Origin of the sequence: Pseudomonas sp. SIMBA_041 (assembly GCF_046535095.1) — a bacterium.
GTDB lineage: Bacteria > Pseudomonadota > Gammaproteobacteria > Pseudomonadales > Pseudomonadaceae > Aquipseudomonas > Aquipseudomonas mucoides.
Window position 1 is genome coordinate 33,806 of sequence record NZ_JAWRXJ010000002.1, and the last position, 18,193, is coordinate 51,998.

The following is an 18,193-nucleotide window of genomic DNA, read 5'->3' on the forward strand; positions in this document are numbered from 1 at the left end:
ACAAGCAAAATCAAAGGTTTGCGTTAACGCACTGGTTTTATGACAGTTTTGTTGGCGGTGCATGTGACAGTCATGCGAGGGATGCAGGCCAACCCGGCAATGATCCGGGTTGGCCGAGACGACCTTTCAACGAACCTTACAACTGCGGTTCATCCTCACCACTGTACATCTCAGAATCTTTATACAAATCATGCACATGGCGCACCAGCACCATGATTACGGCCGCCACCGGCAACGCCAGCAACACGCCGGTGAAACCGAACAGCTCGCCGCCCGCCAGAATGGCGAAAATCACCGCCACCGGGTGCAGGCCGATCCGGTCTCCGACCAACAATGGTGTCAGCACCATGCCCTCCAGGGCTTGCCCGACCATGAACACCGCGACAATGCCCAACATTGGATAAAGGTCGCCGCCGAACTGGAACAGACCGGCAATCAGCGCCGCGCCTATCCCGATGACGAAGCCCATGTACGGCACGATCGCGGCCAAACCGGCGATCAGGCCGATCAACAGTCCCAATTCCAACCCGACCAGCATCAGGCCCGACGCGTAGATCACGCCCAGCGCCACCATCACCAGTAATTGACCACGCACAAACGCACCGAGCACTTCATGACATTCACCAGCGAGCTCGACCACGCGTTCTTCGCGATCACGTGGCAGCAGACTGCGGATCTTCGCCATCATCAGGTCCCAGTCCCGCAACAGGTAAAAACTCACCACCGGGATCAACACCAGATTCGCCAGCCAGCCAATCAACGCAAGACCGGACGCCGTGGCCTGACTCAACACCACACCGACAATGTCGCTGGTCTGGCCCATGTGCTCACTGATCGCGGCCTTGAGCTTGTCGAACTTCCAGAAGCCCTCGGACAACCCGAATTTCGATTGTGCCCACGGCAATGCGGTGTGCTGCAGCCAGTCGAGCATCTGCGGTGCCAGCTCATATAAACGAAACAACTGCCTGGCCAGCAGCGGCACCAACACCAGCATCAGCGTGGTGAAAATCAGGGTGAACAGCGCAAACACCGCCACCACGCCCCACGTCCTTGAAAGCCCGGCCTTCTCCAGCCGATCCACCAGCGGATCGAACAGATAGGCCAGCAGCAGCGCCACCAGAAATGGCGTCAGGATCGGATGCAACAGCCAGACAAACGCGCAGAGCAGAACCACTCCACCCAACCAGAACCAACGGCGCGTATCGGCCATGTACCACTCCATATGCATCTATATAAAGAAAGAAAACCCTACCAGCGGAATCGCAACTGCGGCGTCGGTGCCACGGCCGGCGCTACGACAGGCGCCGAACCTTGCGCCGCTGGCTGAACCGGGGCGACGGGCGCAGGCGCCTCACCGGCCGGCACTTCCTGCAACTTGGCCAGAGACAACTGCGAGCGCAGTTGCTCGGCGCTGCCGTTCACCCGATAAAGGATGCGATCACCGTCAACACTTTGCAGACGCGCGCCAAATGGGTCGAGCAAGCGCCCCAGCGCCGCGTAGCGCTCCAGGTTCATGCCCTGCACTTCCAGCAATTGCTCGCCCGAAGCCCCGGCCTTGACGACGAACCGCGGCGCCAGTCGCTCGCTGACCGCCAGCATCACAGCATCGGCCACAGCGGCCTGATCGGCGCCTTGCACGCTGCCTGCTTCCTTCTTGTCGCCCAGCCACAAATTCCACTTCGCCTGCCACTGCCCGCCCTCTTCCTTGGCATGCACCGCGAGCAAGGCGTCAGCGTTGTAACGCTCCGAGGCATTGTGCAGCGGCGTCGCATCCGTGCCTTCAAGCGTCGGCGCGGTCGCCACCAATTGCTCGCTCAAATCCGCCAGCGGCAAGCGCAACGGCAAACCACGATGCTGCGCCGCACGACGCAATGGCGCAGCGCTGGCCTGACCATCACCCACCAGGCTCGAACCTTCGGTGGAGTCGTTCAACCACCAGCCAAGGATCGACGGCCGATTCACGCCCCACAACGACAACCCCGCCCGACGCAGCGCCTGCTCGGTGGTGGCCGGGTCGAAATCGACTTTCAACACTTCCGGCGGCCCGGCATCAAAGCCGTACTGACTGATGATCTGCTGAGGATCTTTGCGCAAGGCCGCCAACCCCGGGCTCTGCGCGGCCTTCGGATCGCCGGTCAGGCGCAGCACCAGCGTGTCCAGTGCCCGCTGGGTCGCTTGATCACGCTCCTCGGTCGACTGACTGGTGACAGGCTCGCGCACCTGATAAAGACCTTTCACGTTCTCGGCATGGCTCGCGAGGCTGAAAAGGGAAAAACAGCTCAGACACAAAAATTTAGAAAGAAAACGCATGGAAGATTCCTGACGACAAGAGCGGCTGGAACAGACCGCATGAAGACGATCGAACAGGGCTGTGACCACATCCCTGCGCAAAACATTCACACGGCCGCGATAAGTTTTCGCACTGTCATAACGATAGACGGTTAATCGGGATACCTTATACAGCCATGCGAGAGGCCACTAACACGGCCAATATCAATTTTTTTAATGGGATATGCCCCTGCCGTCGGCGTGAGGATGGCCGCTGCCCCTCAAGCCTGATAAAATCGCGCGCCTTCGCAGACCGGCAACAGCCGGGCGGCTCGAATTTCGCGTGAGGCAATCGCCCCCGTCGAATTCGGCGTCCCCGCTGGACTCGGTCGTTACCCCTGAATCCCCCCTAAAGGCCTGGATCATGAGCAAGCAACCCTCCCTGAGCTACAAGGACGCCGGTGTAGACATCGACGCCGGTGAAGCATTGGTCGAACGCATCAAGAGCGTCGCCAAGCGCACTGCGCGCCCGGAAGTCATGGGCGGCCTGGGCGGTTTCGGCGCCCTCTGCGAAATCCCGGCTGGCTACAAGCAGCCTGTGCTGGTTTCCGGCACCGACGGCGTGGGCACCAAGCTGCGCCTGGCCCTGAACCTGAACAAGCACGACAGCATCGGCATCGACCTGGTGGCCATGTGCGTGAACGACCTGGTGGTCTGCGGCGCCGAGCCGCTGTTCTTCCTCGACTACTACGCCACCGGCAAGCTCAACGTCGAAACCGCGACCCAGGTCGTGACCGGCATCGGCGCGGGCTGCGAACTGTCCGGCTGCTCCCTGGTCGGCGGCGAAACCGCTGAAATGCCTGGCATGTACGAAGGCGAAGACTACGACCTGGCCGGCTTCTGCGTTGGCGTCGTGGAAAAATCCGAAATCATCGACGGTTCGAAAGTCGCTGCCGGCGATGCCCTGCTCGCCCTGCCGTCTTCCGGCCCGCACTCCAACGGCTACTCGCTGATCCGCAAGATCATCGAAGTGTCGGGTGCCGACATCGAAAACATCCAGCTCGACGGCAAACCGCTGACCGACCTGCTGATGGCCCCGACCCGTATCTACGTGAAGCCGCTGCTCAAGCTGATCAAGGACACCGGCGCGGTCAAGGCCATGGCTCACATCACCGGTGGTGGCCTGCTGGACAACATCCCGCGCGTTCTGCCAAAAGGCGCCCAAGCCGTGGTTGACGTGGCAAGCTGGAACCGCCCTGCCGTGTTCGACTGGCTGCAAGAGAAAGGCAACGTCGACGAAAACGAAATGCACCGCGTGCTGAACTGCGGTGTCGGCATGGTTATCTGCGTGGCTCAAGAGCACGTTGAAACCGCGCTGAATGTATTGCGTGAAGCGGGCGAGCAGCCTTGGGTCATCGGTCAGATCGCCACCGCTGCCGAAGGCGCGGCCCAGGTTGAACTGAAGAACCTCAAGGCTCACTGATGTCAAAGACCTGTGATGTCGTGGTGCTGTTGTCCGGCACCGGCAGTAACTTGCAGGCCTTGATCGACAGCACGCGGACCGGCGACAGCCCGGTCCGCATTGCTGCGGTGATTTCCAACCGTGCCGACGCCTACGGCCTGCAACGCGCCAGGGACGCGGGTATCGACACCCGCTCCCTGGATCACAAGGCTTTCGAAGGCCGCGAGGCCTTTGATGCTGCGCTGATCGAACTGATCGACGCCTTCAATCCCAAACTCGTGGTACTGGCCGGTTTCATGCGCATTCTCAGCGCTGATTTCGTGCGCCATTACGCCGGTCGCCTGCTCAATATCCACCCGTCGCTGCTACCCAAATACAAAGGGTTACACACTCATCAGCGCGCGCTGGAGGCCGGTGACACCGAGCATGGCTGCTCCGTGCACTTTGTCACCGAGGAACTCGATGGCGGACCACTGGTCGTACAGGCAGTAATACCGGTAGAGTTGCACGATTCGCCGCAGAGTCTGGCGCAGCGAGTCCATGCCCAGGAACACCTGATCTACCCGTTGGCTGTACGCTGGTTTGCCGAAGGTCGTTTATCACTCGGCGAACAAGGTGCTTTACTGGATGGGAAGTTACTCGCGGCCAGCGGCCACTTGATTCGAAACTAGGAGATATTATGCGTCGCGCCCTGCTCTTCGCTTGCGCTCTGTTTGCCTTGCCTCTGGCACAGGCTTCGGAACTTCAACCTTTCTCCGCCAGCTACACCGCCGACTGGAAACAGCTGCCCATGAGCGGCACGGCTGAACGCAGCCTGACCAAGGAAGCCAACGGCGTCTGGAAACTCAGTTTCAAGGCATCGATGATGATTGCCAGCCTGACTGAAGAAAGCACCCTGACCCTGGACAAGGACACCCTGCTGCCTCAGTCCTATCACTTTGAACGTGGCGGCCTGGGTAAAGCGAAAAAGGCTGATCTGGATTTCGACTGGACCACCAAAATGGTCACTGGCACCGATCGCGGTGACCCGGTCAAAGTGCCGCTGAACCGTGGCATGGTCGACAAGTCCACGTATCAACTGGCCCTGCAACACGACGTTGCCGCTGGCAAAAAAAGCATGAGCTATCAGGTTGTCGACGGTGGTGAAGTCGATACCTATGACTTCCGCGTACTGGGTTCGGAAAAAGTCGACACCAAGGCCGGTCAGATCGATGCGATCAAGGTCGAGCGCGTGCGCGACCCGACACAAAGCAAGCGCATCACCGTCCTGTGGTTCGCCAAGGACTGGGATTACCTGCTGGTCCGCCTGCAACAGGTTGAGACCGACGGCAAGGAGTACAACATCATGCTCCTCGACGGTACGGTCAACGGTAAGTCTGTCAAAGGCAGCTGATCCGCGATCGAAATGAAAATCCGGAATCCACTAAGGGTTCCGGATTTTTTTTGCCTGCTGAACCGTCAGATCCGCGCCAGTGCCTGCGCCAGATCGGCGCGCAAGTCTTCGACGTCCTCAACCCCCACGGACAACCGCACTAGCGCATCACCGATGCCGAGCTCCGCACGGGTATCGACGGGAATCGTGGCGTGGGTCATGATCGCCGGGTGCTCAATCAGGCTTTCCACCCCGCCCAGACTTTCTGCCAGCGCAAAGATCTGCACACCTTCCAGAAAGCGCTTGGCACCCGCCAGATCAGTGTTCAGATCGAGTGAGATCATCCCGCCGAAACCGCGCATCTGCTGCCGCGCCAACTCGTGCTGCGGATGTGACGACAACCCCGGGTAGTAGACCCGCGCGACCTGCGACTGCTGTTCCAGCCATTGCGCCAGCGCCAATGCGTTGCTGCAATGACGCTCCATGCGCAATGCCAGGGTCTTCACACCACGCAGGGTGAGGAACGCGTCAAACGGCCCGGCAATCGCGCCCACCGCGTTTTGCAGAAAGCCCAGGCGTTCGGCCAACTCGGCGTTCTGCCCAACCACCGCGATGCCGCCGATGACGTCGGAGTGTCCGTTCAAATACTTGGTGGTCGAGTGCACCACGACATCGAAGCCCAGTTCCAGCGGACGCTGGATCCACGGGCTGGCGAAGGTGTTGTCGGCCACGCAGATGATGCCGCGCTGGCGGCAAATGCGCGCGATGGCGGCAAGGTCCGTGAGGCGCAACAACGGATTGCTCGGCGTCTCGACGCAGACCATGCGCGTATCGTCCTGCAGCGCCGCTTCGAAGGCCGAAAGGTCCGTCAGGTCGACAAAGCTGAAGCGGTGCCCGGCGCTGCGCCGACGCACCTTGTCGAACAGGCGAAATGTGCCGCCATACAAATCATTGCCCGAGACGATATGCGAATCGGCATCGAGCAGTTCGAGCACCGTGGAAATCGCCGCCAGCCCGGACGCAAACGCAAACGCCTGGGTGCCGCCTTCAAGATCCGCCACGCAACGCTCCAGCGCAAAGCGCGTCGGGTTGTGCGAGCGACCGTAGTCGAGGCCTTTGTGCACGCCCGGGCTTTGCTGCAAATAGGTGGAGTTGGCGTAAATCGGCGGCATCAACGCGCCGGTGGACGGGTCCGGCGCCTGCCCGGCATGGATCACGCGAGTGGCGAAGCCATGGGGCGCAGCATCTTTATCGTGACTCATGCCAGAGATCTCCGTAGATGATTGAGTAGGTCGACGCGGGTAATCAGGCCATGGAAGCCCGAGGCATCGGCAATGATCGCCACCAGCCCACGATCAAGCTCCGCCTGCAGCTCAGCCAGGCTGGCAGCGGCCGGCAGGGTTTGCAGTTTGTCGGTCATCGCGCTGGCCACCGTCAAGCGAAAGTGCGAGGCGTCCTGATGCACCCGCAGCAGAATGTCGGACTCGTCGATCACCCCGACCAACCGCTGGCCGTCCACCAGCACCGGCAGTTGCGACACGTCCGCCAGACGCATGCGCTGGAAAGCGGTCAGTAACGTGTCGTCCGGGCCGACGCTGATCACCCGGCCATCCTCGAAACGGCGCGAGATCAGGTCGCGAAGATCGCCGTAGCGTTTGTATTGCAGCAGACCCTGATCGTTCATCCACTGGTCGTTGTACACCTTCGACAGGTAGCGGGTGCCGGTGTCGCAGACAAAACTCACAACCCGTTTCGGCTCGGTTTGCTCGCGGCAATAGCGCAGCGCCGCCGCCAGCAAGGTGCCGGTCGACGAACCGCCGAGAATGCCCTCGGCGCGCAGCAGTTGGCGGGCATGATCGAAGCTTTCTTCGTCGCTGATCGAATACGCGTGGCGCACGCTGGACAGGTCGGCAATCGAGGGAATGAAGTCTTCGCCAATGCCTTCCACTGCCCACGAACCGGGTGTTCCGAGGGTGCCGCTGCGGCTGTATTCGGCCATCACCGAGCCAACCGGGTCGGCCAGGACCATGTCCAGGTTCGGCTGCACGCGTTTGAAAAACCGGGTCAAGCCCGTCAGCGTCCCGGCCGAACCGACGCCGACGACGATGGCATCGACATCATGCTGGGTTTGCGCCCAGATCTCCGGTGCGGTGCTGCATTCGTGGGCCAGCGGGTTGGCCGGGTTGTTGAATTGATCGGCAAAGAACGCGTCGGGAATTTCCTTGGCCAGCCGCGCGGCGACATCCTGGTAGTACTCGGGATGGCCCTTGCCGACATCGGAGCGGGTGATATGCACCTCGGCGCCCATCGCCTTGAGGTGCAGGACTTTTTCGGTGGACATCTTGTCGGGCACCACCAACACGACGCGATAGCCCTTGGCCCGGCCGACCAACGCCAGGCCCAGGCCGGTGTTGCCAGCCGTGGCCTCGACGATGGTGCCGCCGGGTTGCAGGCGACCGTCGCGCTCGGCGGCGTCGATCATCGCCAGGCCGATGCGGTCCTTGATCGAACCGCCGGGGTTTTGTGATTCAAGTTTGAGAAACAGCGTGCACGGGCCGGTATCGAAGCGGCTGACGCGCACCAGCGGCGTGTTGCCAATCAGTTCGAGTACGGCGGGGCGGGAGTCGTTTGGCATGTCTTCACCTTGCTATGGTTTTCGCACTGGATGGACACCAACCTGCGGCGCGTCATTGTGTGACAGTCGCAGGCAATACCTCGCTTGGACCATAGGCCGCGATTGCCTCATTCGCAACCGCGCACGGCCGGCCGGTAATCCGGTTCCCCTTCAGCGAACGAGGATCAGCCCGCAAGAAAGTGGAACGCGACCGCAGAGGAATGCTCTATAACTTCAAGGTCATTTTTGATCGAACGACTTTTCCAGCCTGGGAGGCTTTCCATGACCGTTACCGTCAATACCGTTTCCGCCGAAGGTTTTCGCCACAGCGTTCAAATCGATGACCACGAACTGTTTGCCGATGTGCCGACCGCATCCGGCGGCGAGGGCTCGGCGCCAGAGCCCCACGATTATTTCGATGCGGCCCTGGGCGCATGCAAAGCCTTGACCCTGAAGCTGTATGCGAAGAAAAAGGACATCCCGCTGACCGGTGTCACCGTCGAGGTCAAACGCGACAACAGCGAAGAGCTGAAAGGCAAATACGCCCTGCACGTCAAATTGACCCTCAAGGGTGTGCTCACCGATGCGCAGCGCGATGAATTGCACCGCGTAGCCGACCGCTGCCCGGTCCACAAACTGATGACCACCACCGACGTCAGCATCGAAACCCACCTGTCCGAAGGTGCATTCAGCCAATAGCGGCAAGGGCTGCGCAAGCGGGTTATGCTCCACGCATCACCCGCTCAGCCTGGAATGCAGCATGAACACTCCGCTCGTGATCCGCCCCCGCGCCGAAGATGTCGAAGGCCAGCCGATTCTTCGCCCGTTGCCGTCTGCCAAATGCCGCAGTGTCGGGCCTTTTGTGTTCTTCGACCACATGCTGCAAACCCGCTATCCGGCGGGCAAAGGCATGAACATCCGTCAGCATCCGCACATCGGCCTGTCGACCCTCACCTATCTGTTTGAAGGGCAAATCCAGCACAAGGACAGCCTCGGTTCCGATCAGGTGGTCAATGCCGGCGATGTCAGCTGGATGACCGCCGGCAGCGCGATTGCCCATGTCGAGCGCACACCTGAAGCGTTGAAAGGCAGTGGCTTTACGATGCACGGCTTGCAGATCTGGCTGGCCTCGCCCAAGGAACATGAACAGGGTCCGGGGCACTACAGCCATCATCCGGCGAGCACCTTGCCGGTCAGCGATAACCTTGGCGTGAAGATCCGCATGATTGCCGGGTCAGGCTTTTGCCTGGAATCGCCGGTGCCGGTGCTTTCTCCTACGTTGTACGCGGAATTGAACCTGCAGACGGCGACCACGCTGCTGATTCCCACCGAGCATGAAGAACGCGCGTTGTATATCTTGAGCGGTGAAGCGCAGCTGGATGGCGAGGCGCTGGAACCGAATGCGCTGGTGGTGTTGCCAGCGGGGGAAGAGATGACGCTGTTTGCCGAGAGCGACTGTCACGCCGTGTTGTTTGGCGGCGCGCCACTGGACGGGCCACGGCGGATCAACTGGAATTTTGTCGCGAGTGATCCGGCGGTTATCGATGAGGCGCGGCGGCGCTGGGCGGCCGGGGATTGGCCGACGGTGCCGGGGGAAAGTGAGCGGATCGAATTGCCGTAGCCTCTTCGGTGAACCTTACACCGCCTGCTCGCGAAGCACCGTGCAGTACCAACACCGAGCCCTTGATGTTTTTGGCGTCCGCCGGATCAGGTGAATCCAGCGTGCCGTGGAACGACACTGCCGCTTTCAACGGCGCACCCGTGCGGGCCAGGTCCAGTGCGCAGGCTCATGATTCACTCCTGCTTAAAAACACCAGAATGAAAAAAACCCGCCGAAGCGGGTTTTTTTTACAACGCAGTTAAACCGACAGTTCAACCAACAGCTTATTCAGACGGCGCACATACGCGGCCGGGTCCTTCAAGCTGTCACCGGCAGCCAGTGCCGCCTGATCGAAGAGAATGTGCGACAGGTCGCCGAAACGCTCTTCGCTCTGCTCGTTGTCGAGCTTCTCGATCAGCGGGTGAGCCGGGTTGAACTCGAAGATCGGCTTCGACTCCGGAACCTTCTGGCCACTGGCTTCCAGGATCTGACGCATTTGCAGGCCCAGGTCCTGCTCGCCGATCGCCAGGATCGCCGGAGAATCGGTCAGACGGTGGGAAACCCGTACTTCAGCCACCGAGTCGCCCAGTGCGGTTTTCAGACGTTCAACCAGACCTTCTTTGGACTTGGCGACTTCTTCCGCAGCTTTCTTGTCCTCTTCCGAGTCCAGATTGCCCAGGTCCAGGTCACCCCGTGCCACGTCGACGAAGCTCTTGCCGTCGAAATCGTTGAGGTAGCTCATCAGCCACTCGTCGATACGATCGGTCAGCAGCAGCACTTCGATGCCTTTCTTGCGGAAGACTTCCAGGTGCGGGCTGTTTTTGACTTGCGCGTAGGTTTCGCCGGTCAGGTAGTAGATCTTGTCCTGACCTTCCTTGGCGCGAGCCAGGTATTCGGCCAGGCCAACCACTTGCTCGCCTTCATCGCCGTTGGTCGATGCGAAACGCAGCAGGCCAGCGATCTTCTCTTTGTTGGCGAAGTCTTCTGCCGGGCCTTCTTTCATGACCTGACCGAAGTTCTTCCAGAAGCTCTTGTATTGCTCAGGCTCGCTCTTCGCCAGTTTTTCCAGCATGTCCAGAACGCGCTTGGTCAGCGCCGACTTCATCGAATCGATGATCGGGTCTTTCTGCAGGATTTCGCGCGACACGTTCAGCGACAGGTCGTTGGAATCGACCACGCCTTTGATGAAGCGCAGGTACAGCGGCAGGAACGACTCGGCCTGGTCCATCACGAACACGCGCTGCACGTACAGCTTCAGGCCTTTCGGCGCTTCACGCTGGTACAGGTCGAACGGAGCACGGGCCGGCACGTACAGCAGCGAGCTGTATTCAAGCTTGCCTTCGACCTTGTTGTGGCTCCAGCTCAGCGGGTTCTCGAAATCGTGAGCAACGTGCTTGTAGAACTCCTGGTATTCCTCGTCCTTCACTTCGGTGCGAGGACGGGTCCACAGGGCACTGGCGCGGTTGACGGTTTCCCATTCGGCGGCAGGCTGCTCTTCACCTTCGGCAGCGGCCACTTCTTTTGGCAACTCGATCGGCAGGGCAATGTGGTCGGAGTACTTCTTGATGATGTTGCGCAGACGCCAGCCATCGGCGAATTCGTCTTCACCGGACTTCAGGTGCAGGACGATGCGAGTGCCGCGCTCGGCTTTCTCGACAGTGGCGACTTCGAAATCACCTTCGCCCTTGGACGACCAGTGCACGCCCTCGCTGGCCGAATCACCGGCACGACGGCTGAACACGTCGACTTTGTCGGCGACGATGAATGCAGAATAAAAACCCACACCGAACTGACCGATCAGGTGCGAATCTTTCTTCTGATCGCCAGACAGGTGTTTCATGAAATCGGCAGTGCCGGATTTGGCGATGGTACCCAGGTGGGTGATCGCTTCTTCACGGTTCATGCCAATGCCGTTGTCTTCGAGGGTGACGGTTTTGGCGTCCTTGTCGAAGCTCACACGGATTTTCAGTTCGGCGCCGCCTTCCAGCAACTCAGGCTTGGACAGGGCTTCGAAACGTAATTTGTCGACAGCGTCAGAGGCGTTCGAGATCAATTCGCGAAGGAAAATTTCCTTGTTGGAATACAGCGAATGGATCATGAGGTGCAGCAATTGCTTCACCTCGGTCTGGAAGCCCAGGGTTTCCTTTTGAGTTTCCACACTCATGGTCATCAAACTCCAATCAGATGGCTAAGCCGCGACCTTGAGGGTCGGCGGCGGGATGTCATCAAAGTTGGGGGCTGTGTTCAGGATTTCAAGGGCTCTTCGATTTTGAAATGGGCGCGAGCCGTCGCAATGGGCTCGGCTTCGGTGCTTTGCCAGGCGGTAACGGCCATGTTGGCGACCCGGCGCCCCTGGCGGCACACCTGACATTTGGCCCAGGTATCGCGAAACTGCCCGGCGCGCAGGTAGTCGAGGGAGAAGTCGATGATTTTCGGCACGCCCGGTGAACCGGTGAAAATCAGCAGGTGCAGCGCCGCCGAGAGTTCCATGAACCCGGCGATCACACCGCCATGAATCGCCGGCAGTAAAGGGTTACCAATGTTGTCCTTGTTGGCTGGCAGGCGAAACAGCAGATCATCCCCCACCCGCGAACATTCGACGCCGATCAGTTTGGCATAGGGAATCAGGTGCAACAGCGAGGCGTAGTCGCCCTTCTCGTGGGCCTGTTGCAGTTGTTCCTTGAAGGAATAGGTCATTGCGCACCTCCGGCGATGACGCCGCCAAAGCCTTTGGTGCCTTTGATGGCTTTGCCCATGCGCATGAACGTGCCGACGACGTGGGCGATGGGGTGCTCGGGATCGTCCTGATAGGCAAAACCACGGGCGAAAATCACGTCAGTGGTCACTCGATAGCATTGGGCGAAGCCATAGACGTCCTTATGTGGCTCGGCGGCGTGCATGTAATCGATGCGCAAATCAAGGGTCGGGCAAACCTCGAATTCGGGCAGCACGCACAGGGTCGACATGCCGCACGCGGTATCCATCAGCGATGTCAGCGCACCGCCATGAATGACGCCGGTTTGCGGGTCGCCGACGATTTGCGGGCTGTAGGGCAAGATGACCGTTAGTCCGTCATTACTGGCGCTGTGAACTCGCAGTCCGAGGACCTGACAATGACGCAACGCCGATATGAATCGCGTCGCACGCTCAAAAACGGGGTTTTCGGCCATTTCAAAAAACTCTTCTTAGTGCTCGATCAAAGTAGCTCGTCTGCGGGCAAAAGTTCCATCGCATCACAAAACTATATATCTGAACGAATTGAGGAACTTAACGCTGTGGGCTGTGCTCGAAAGGCCAGTAGTTATATCCATAAGGAGAAACACCCCATGCGTAAGACTTTAGCTATTGCCTTGATGTTGACCGCTTCCCTCGGTCTCGCTGCCTGCGATAAAAAATCCGAGGACAAAGCTCAAGATGCGACTAAACATGCTGAGCAAGCTCAGCAAGACATGAGCAAAGCTCAGGATAAAGTGAACGACGCTGCGAAAGAAAACGCCGAAGCTGCCAAAGCTCAGGCTGAATCGAACGAAGCCGCCGTAAAAGAAGCACCTAAAAACTAAATCAGTTTTTAGCGTGATAAAGAAAACCCGCCAAGTGCGGGTTTTCTTTTGCCTGTGATTTGCGCCGTTAGAGTAAAACGGTTCTAAAAGTCGGACTAATCATCAACAACAATGAACAGACGAAACCGACAACCCAGACGAGACTGCGCTGCCAGGGCAAATCGCCCCAGTAACACAGTAAGTAAATAACGCGCGTGATCACAAAGATGATCGCCAGCAGGTCGATCAGCCACCCCGCCGTTTGCGTGGTGTGCGCCATCAACACCCCCACCGCAAACAATATAAAGGCCTCGAAACAGTTCTGATGCGCGGCCACGGCACGGGCGCCGAAGCCCGTGAGGTGCGCCTGTTGCTCGCGCGGGGCGTGGTTGTTGTAACCGCCCTGCTCTTTCATCGCCTTGGCCACCGGTATGCGGGCCACGTAAATCAGCAATGCGCTGATAAACACACACCAGAACGGAATACTCATCAAACGGCCTCTCTGTTCGCCTCGGGCAAGGGTGCCTCTGTAGGGGTATAGACCATCACGTCGAGAACGTCGGAATGAAACTCCCGGCGATACAACACCAGCACGACGCCGGCACTCATCAGCATGAACAGCCACGGGCTGACAAACCAGGCCAGCATGGTCATGCCGAAATAATAGGAACGCAGGCCGAAGTTGAACTGGTTGGCCGCCATCGAGATGACCCGAGCCGCACGAGCCGCAAAGGCTTTGCGTTCCTGTTCGGACACGTGGCGCTCACCCACCATCGGCGCGGAGCCCACCAGAATCGCCGCGAAGTTGTACTGGCGCATGCACCAGCTGAACGTGAAGAACGCGTAGACAAACACCAGCGCCAGGCACAGCAATTTGATCTCCGACATCCCTTGGGACGCCTGTTGCACCATCGGAATGTCCGCCAGCAACGACACCGCCCTTTCGGACGCCCCGAGCACGGTGAGGATGCCAGCCAGGATGATCAAGGTGCTGGAAGCGAAAAACGAGGCGTTGCGCTCCAGGTTGCCGATCACACTGGCGTCAGCGATGCGGTTGTCGCGTAGCAGCATGCGGCGCATCCAGTCTTCGCGGTACAGGTGCAACACGCTGGCCAGGCACGCGGTGTCGCGACCCTTCCATGAGGCGTACCGGGTGTAACCGCCCCAGCAGATGACAAACCAGAGCGCGGCGAGGATGTGGATCAGGTTGGCGTGGATGAACGACATGCAGGTCCTTGTGATGTAAGGGCGAAATACTCGAAACCTTGTAGGCGTGAGCCTGCTCGCGATAGCGGTAGATCAGTCAACATCTCTGCTGAGCGTAAAATCGCCATCGCGAGCAGGCTCACGCCTACATTGGAAACTTGCAACCCTTCGACGTTAGCTCAAGGGAAAAGACACTGCATCACGCCCATAAAAAATGCCCCGTATCGATTGATACGGGGCATTTCAGTTTCAGCTTGATGGCCCGCTTGTGACCGGCCGTTCAGCGACTCAAGCCAGCGCTTCTTCGCGCTTGCCCAGCAGACGATCGCAAACCACCGCGACCACCAGGGTCATGACCGAAGGCACCAGCCACGCCAGGCCCTGCTCGCTCAGCGGCAGGTGCGACAACTGAGTCGGCATCCAGTCCGCCAGACCTGCGCCCTTGAGCGCGTCGATCAGGCCGAAGATGAACGACACCAGCATCACTGGACCGACAATGCGGCCCTGCTCGTGCCAGAAGTCCTTGCAGAAGCTCAGGGCTACCAGAGCGATGCAGGGCGGGTAAATCGCGGTCAGTACCGGGATCGAGAACGCAATCAGCTTGGTCAGGCCCAGGTTGGACACAAACAAGGAGAACACCGCCAGGATGATCACCAAGGTCTTGTAGGACAGTGGCAGCACGCGGCTGAAGTACTCGGCGCAGGCGCAGGTCAGACCGACCGCCGTCACCAGGCAGGCGAGCGAGATCAATACCGCAAGGAAACCGCTGCCCAACGAACCGAAGGTGTGTTGAACGTAGGCGTGCAATACCGCCGCACCGTTGGTTGCACCGGCGGCCACTTCATGGCTGCCCGAACCGAGACGGAACAGGCTGACGTAAACCAGCGCGAGGCCTACGCCGGCAATCAGCCCGGCAATGATCGCGTAGCGGGTAATCAGCACCGGCGATTCCACGCCTCGGGAGCGGATCGCGTTGACGATGACGATGCCGAACACCAAGGCGCCCAAGGTATCCATGGTCAGGTAACCATTAATGAAACCTTGAGAAAACGGTGCTGCTACGTACTCAGGCGTGGCCTGGCCAATATCACCGGCCGGCAACGCGAACGCGGCGATGCCGAGCGCGGCCAGGGCGATGATCTTCATCGGTGCGAGGAAACGCCCTACGGTATCCAGCAAACGGCCCGGATACAGCGAGATGAAGAACACCAGCAGGAAGTACACCGAACTGTAGAGGAACAGCGCCAATGGGCTCTCGCCGGTCAGCGGCGCCAGGCCTACTTCGAACGATACGGTCGCGGTGCGCGGGGTGGCGAACAGCGGGCCGACAGCGAGGTAGCACGCGGCAGCCAGCAGGCCCCCGGCGATTTTACCGATCGGGCTGCTCAGGGCATCCATCGCACCACCGACTTTCGCCAGTGCGACAACCGTGATCACCGGCAAACCGACTGCGGTGATCAAAAAGCCCAGCGCCGCCATCCAGACATTAGGCCCGGACTGCAAACCGACGATAGGCGGGAAGATGATGTTGCCAGCCCCGACAAACAGGGCAAACGTCATAAAACCAAGTGCCAGGATGTCCTGGCCTTTCAACACTTTCATTAAGGAAATACCACACTACTGAATCGGAATTTAGAGAGGGATTTCCCTGTGGGGTGAGGGAAATGCTGTCGGTCCGTATGAGACTGACCCTTTAGCGCGTAGCAACCTTGTGGGTCGCGCACGCAAAAATGGCGGCTAGCCTAACGAATTTGACTTGAAAACGCACTGTTAGAGGGCGAACTATCCGATACGCGACGTTTCTGTGTCGCGTTTACGTATATAAATTTCATCCTTCAGGACAGATGCTCCCACGCTCTGCGTAGGAACGATCACCTGGAAACGACAAAGGCCACCCGAAGGTGGCCTTTGTTTGGTGAAGCGTGAATTAAGCGCGAGGCTTACTTCATCGCCCAACCGGTCAGCTCGGACAAAGCCTTGCCGATGTCTGCCAGCGAACGCACGGTTTTAACGCCTGCGTCTTCCAGGGCAGCAAACTTCTCGTCTGCAGTGCCCTTGCCGCCAGAGATGATTGCGCCAGCATGGCCCATGCGCTTGCCTGCAGGGGCAGTCACACCAGCGATGTAGGAAACAACCGGCTTGGTCACGTGTGCCTTGATGTAGGCAGCCGCTTCTTCTTCAGCCGAACCGCCGATCTCACCGATCATCACGATCGCTTCGGTCTTCGGGTCTTCCTGGAACAGCTTCAGGATGTCGATGAAGTTCGAACCCGGGATCGGGTCACCGCCGATGCCGACGCAAGTCGACTGACCGAAACCGGCGTCAGTAGTCTGCTTAACAGCTTCGTAGGTCAGGGTGCCGGAACGGGAAACGATACCGACCTTGCCTGGCAAGTGAATGTGACCTGGCATGATGCCGATCTTGCATTCGCCTGGAGTGATCACGCCTGGGCAGTTAGGGCCGATCAGGACTACGCCCAGCTCGTCGCACTTAACTTTAGCGTCCAGCATGTCCAGGGTAGGAATGCCTTCAGTGATGCAAACGATCAGCTTGATGCCGCCGAAGGCTGCTTCCAGGATCGAGTCTTTGCAGAAAGGAGCCGGAACGTAGATCACGCTGGCGGTGGCGCCAGTGGCAGCTACAGCGTCTTTCACGGTGTTGAACACTGGCAGACCCAGGTGCTCGGTGCCGCCTTTGCCCGGAGTTACGCCGCCAACCATCTTGGTGCCGTATTCGAGCGCTTGCTGGGTGTGGAAACTACCTTGCGAACCGGTAATACCCTGGCAGATAACTTTGGTGTCTTTATTGATCAGGACGCTCATTATTTGCCCTCCGCAGCTTTAACGACTTGTTGAGCAGCGTCGGTCAGGCTGGTAGCAGCGATGATGTTCAAACCGCTTTCTGCCAGTACTTTAGCGCCCAGCTCAGCGTTGTTGCCTTCAAGGCGAACAACAACCGGGATTTTCACGCCGACTTCTTTCACTGCGCCGATGATGCCTTCGGCAATCATGTCGCAACGAACGATGCCGCCGAAGATGTTGACCAATACTGCAGCGACGTTAGTGTCGGACAGGATGATCTTGAACGCTTCGGTAACGCGTTCTTTGGTAGCACCGCCGCCCACGTCGAGGAAGTTGGCTGGTTTGCCGCCATGCAGGTTGACGATGTCCATGGTACCCATGGCCAGGCCAGCACCGTTGACCATGCAACCGATGTTGCCTTCCAGTGCTACGTAGTTCAGTTCGAACTTGGCAGCGTGCGCTTCGCGCGGATCGTCTTGCGACGGATCGTGGAAAGTCTTCAGCTTAGGCTGACGGTACATGGCGTTGGCGTCGATGTTGATCTTGGCGTCGAGGCAATGCAGATCGCCGTCAGCCTTGATCACCAGCGGGTTCACTTCCAGCAGAGCCAGGTCGTGATCCTTGAACAGCTTGGCCAGACCTACGAAGATCTTGGCGAACTGAGCAACTTGCTTGCCTTCCAGACCCAACTGGAATGCCAGCTCGCGACCCTGGAATGGCTGAGCGCCAACCAGTGGATCGATAGTGGCTTTCAGAATTTTTTCTGGAGTGTCGTGAGCGATTTTCTCGATGTCCACGCCACCTTCGGTGGAAGCCATGAACACGATACGACGGCTCGAACGGTCAACGACAGCGCCCAGGTACAGCTCTTTAGCGATATCAGTGCACGATTCAACCAGGATCTTGGTGACTGGCTGACCATTGGCGTCAGTCTGGTAAGTCACCAGACGCTTGCCCAGCCACTGCTGTGCGAATGCCTTAGCGTCTTCTTTGCTGCGAACCAGCTTAACGCCGCCCGCTTTACCGCGACCACCAGCGTGAACCTGGGCTTTGACAACCCACTCGGTGCCGCCGATTTTGTCGCAAGCTTCTGCTGCTGCTTCCGGGGTGTCTACTGCGTAACCGGTGGAAACTGGCAGGCCGTATTCAGCGAACAGCTGCTTACCCTGATACTCGTGAAGATTCATGCTTATTACCGTCTTCGTTAGGTACTGCGCATTCGGTGCTGCACTTGTTCAAGTGCCGCACCACCTGTGACTGCTGCTTGCGTAGCCTTTCCGGACAACCGGTGCAGCTACGCAAGACTGCGTCCAGCGGATATTCCGCGGTGA

18 protein-coding genes and 1 pseudogene are annotated in these 18,193 nt (G+C 59.1%); 6 read left to right on the top strand and 13 right to left on the bottom strand.

Going from position 1 to position 18,193, the window contains the following annotated elements; genetic code table 11:
• Positions 1-136: 136 nt before the first annotated feature.
• Positions 137-1,210 carry an AI-2E family transporter gene (locus tag SB725_RS03830; protein ID WP_027922434.1) on the bottom strand — a complete coding sequence of 358 codons (1,074 nt, stop codon included), beginning with the start codon at positions 1,208-1,210 and terminating at the stop codon, positions 137-139.
• Between the two features lie 38 nt (positions 1,211-1,248).
• Complete coding sequence (locus tag SB725_RS03835) at positions 1,249-2,310, bottom strand: DUF2066 domain-containing protein (protein WP_027922433.1); 1,062 nt, start codon at positions 2,308-2,310, stop codon at positions 1,249-1,251.
• Between the two features lie 382 nt (positions 2,311-2,692).
• Between SB725_RS03835 and purM the strand changes: the two genes are divergently transcribed.
• Genes purM through SB725_RS03850 form a run of 3 tightly spaced genes read left to right on the top strand, consistent with a single transcriptional unit; the run spans position 2,693 to position 5,123 of the window.
• Complete coding sequence (gene purM, locus SB725_RS03840) at positions 2,693-3,751, top strand: phosphoribosylformylglycinamidine cyclo-ligase (RefSeq protein WP_027922432.1); 1,059 nt, start codon at positions 2,693-2,695, stop codon at positions 3,749-3,751.
• Entirely contained in the window at positions 3,751-4,401 is a 651-nt protein-coding gene (purN, locus tag SB725_RS03845) for a phosphoribosylglycinamide formyltransferase (protein WP_027922431.1), read from the top strand. The genes purM and purN overlap by 1 nt, the downstream gene beginning before the upstream one ends.
• Before the next feature lie 8 nt (positions 4,402-4,409).
• Positions 4,410-5,123, top strand: a complete 714-nt coding sequence (locus SB725_RS03850; protein ID WP_027922430.1) for a DUF3108 domain-containing protein — start codon at positions 4,410-4,412, stop codon at positions 5,121-5,123.
• Between the two features lie 65 nt (positions 5,124-5,188).
• Here the strand turns inward: SB725_RS03850 and SB725_RS03855 are convergent, their stop codons facing one another.
• On the bottom strand, positions 5,189-6,364 hold the full coding sequence (locus tag SB725_RS03855; protein WP_059181361.1) for a trans-sulfuration enzyme family protein: 1,176 nt from the start codon (positions 6,362-6,364) through the stop codon (positions 5,189-5,191).
• Positions 6,361-7,737 (bottom strand): pyridoxal-phosphate dependent enzyme, encoded by a 1,377-nt coding sequence (locus SB725_RS03860; protein ID WP_027922428.1) that lies wholly within the window; start codon positions 7,735-7,737, stop codon positions 6,361-6,363. The genes SB725_RS03855 and SB725_RS03860 overlap by 4 nt, the downstream gene beginning before the upstream one ends.
• Positions 7,738-7,998: 261 nt before the next feature.
• Between SB725_RS03860 and SB725_RS03865 the strand changes: the two genes are divergently transcribed.
• Both SB725_RS03865 and SB725_RS03870 read left to right on the top strand, forming a co-directional pair.
• On the top strand, positions 7,999-8,415 hold the full coding sequence (locus tag SB725_RS03865; protein ID WP_059181362.1) for an OsmC family protein: 417 nt from the start codon (positions 7,999-8,001) through the stop codon (positions 8,413-8,415).
• Between the two features lie 61 nt (positions 8,416-8,476).
• Positions 8,477-9,337: a pirin family protein gene (locus SB725_RS03870; protein WP_059181363.1), complete on the top strand. Its 861-nt coding sequence runs from the start codon at positions 8,477-8,479 to the stop codon at positions 9,335-9,337.
• A gap of 31 nt (positions 9,338-9,368) precedes the next feature.
• On the opposite strand, the pseudogene SB725_RS03875 reads toward SB725_RS03870, so the two are convergent.
• The 4 genes and pseudogenes from SB725_RS03875 to SB725_RS03890 form a co-directional block, all read right to left on the bottom strand.
• Positions 9,369-9,500 (bottom strand): annotated as a pseudogene (locus SB725_RS03875) (dienelactone hydrolase family protein); the annotation flags it as partial.
• Positions 9,501-9,575: 75 nt separating this feature from the next.
• A complete protein-coding gene (gene htpG / locus SB725_RS03880) occupies positions 9,576-11,480 on the bottom strand; it encodes a molecular chaperone HtpG (protein WP_027922425.1) in 1,905 nt (634 codons plus the stop codon).
• An 80-nt stretch (positions 11,481-11,560) separates the two neighbouring features.
• Entirely contained in the window at positions 11,561-12,013 is a 453-nt protein-coding gene (locus SB725_RS03885; protein ID WP_410921303.1) for a PaaI family thioesterase, read from the bottom strand.
• Positions 12,010-12,486, bottom strand: coding sequence for a PaaI family thioesterase (locus tag SB725_RS03890; RefSeq protein WP_410921305.1), 477 nt, complete (start codon positions 12,484-12,486; stop codon positions 12,010-12,012). The genes SB725_RS03885 and SB725_RS03890 overlap by 4 nt, the downstream gene beginning before the upstream one ends.
• A gap of 156 nt (positions 12,487-12,642) precedes the next feature.
• Between SB725_RS03890 and SB725_RS03895 the strand changes: the two genes are divergently transcribed.
• Positions 12,643-12,876, top strand: coding sequence for a hypothetical protein (locus SB725_RS03895; protein WP_027922422.1), 234 nt, complete (start codon positions 12,643-12,645; stop codon positions 12,874-12,876).
• Positions 12,877-12,943: 67 nt separating this feature from the next.
• Here the strand turns inward: SB725_RS03895 and SB725_RS03900 are convergent, their stop codons facing one another.
• The 5 genes from SB725_RS03900 to sucC form a co-directional block, all read right to left on the bottom strand.
• On the bottom strand, positions 12,944-13,345 hold the full coding sequence (locus SB725_RS03900) for an MAPEG family protein (protein ID WP_027922421.1): 402 nt from the start codon (positions 13,343-13,345) through the stop codon (positions 12,944-12,946).
• On the bottom strand, positions 13,345-14,082 hold the full coding sequence (locus SB725_RS03905; protein ID WP_027922420.1) for a DUF599 domain-containing protein: 738 nt from the start codon (positions 14,080-14,082) through the stop codon (positions 13,345-13,347). Before SB725_RS03905 ends, SB725_RS03900 begins: the two co-directional genes overlap by 1 nt.
• Positions 14,083-14,349: 267 nt before the next feature.
• Positions 14,350-15,663: a branched-chain amino acid transport system II carrier protein gene (gene brnQ / locus SB725_RS03910; RefSeq protein WP_027922419.1), complete on the bottom strand. Its 1,314-nt coding sequence runs from the start codon at positions 15,661-15,663 to the stop codon at positions 14,350-14,352.
• A gap of 338 nt (positions 15,664-16,001) precedes the next feature.
• Positions 16,002-16,883, bottom strand: coding sequence for a succinate--CoA ligase subunit alpha (gene sucD, locus SB725_RS03915; RefSeq protein WP_027922418.1), 882 nt, complete (start codon positions 16,881-16,883; stop codon positions 16,002-16,004).
• A complete protein-coding gene (gene sucC, locus SB725_RS03920; RefSeq protein WP_007898980.1) occupies positions 16,883-18,049 on the bottom strand; it encodes an ADP-forming succinate--CoA ligase subunit beta in 1,167 nt (388 codons plus the stop codon). Before sucC ends, sucD begins: the two co-directional genes overlap by 1 nt.
• Between the last annotated feature and the right edge of the window lie 144 nt (positions 18,050-18,193).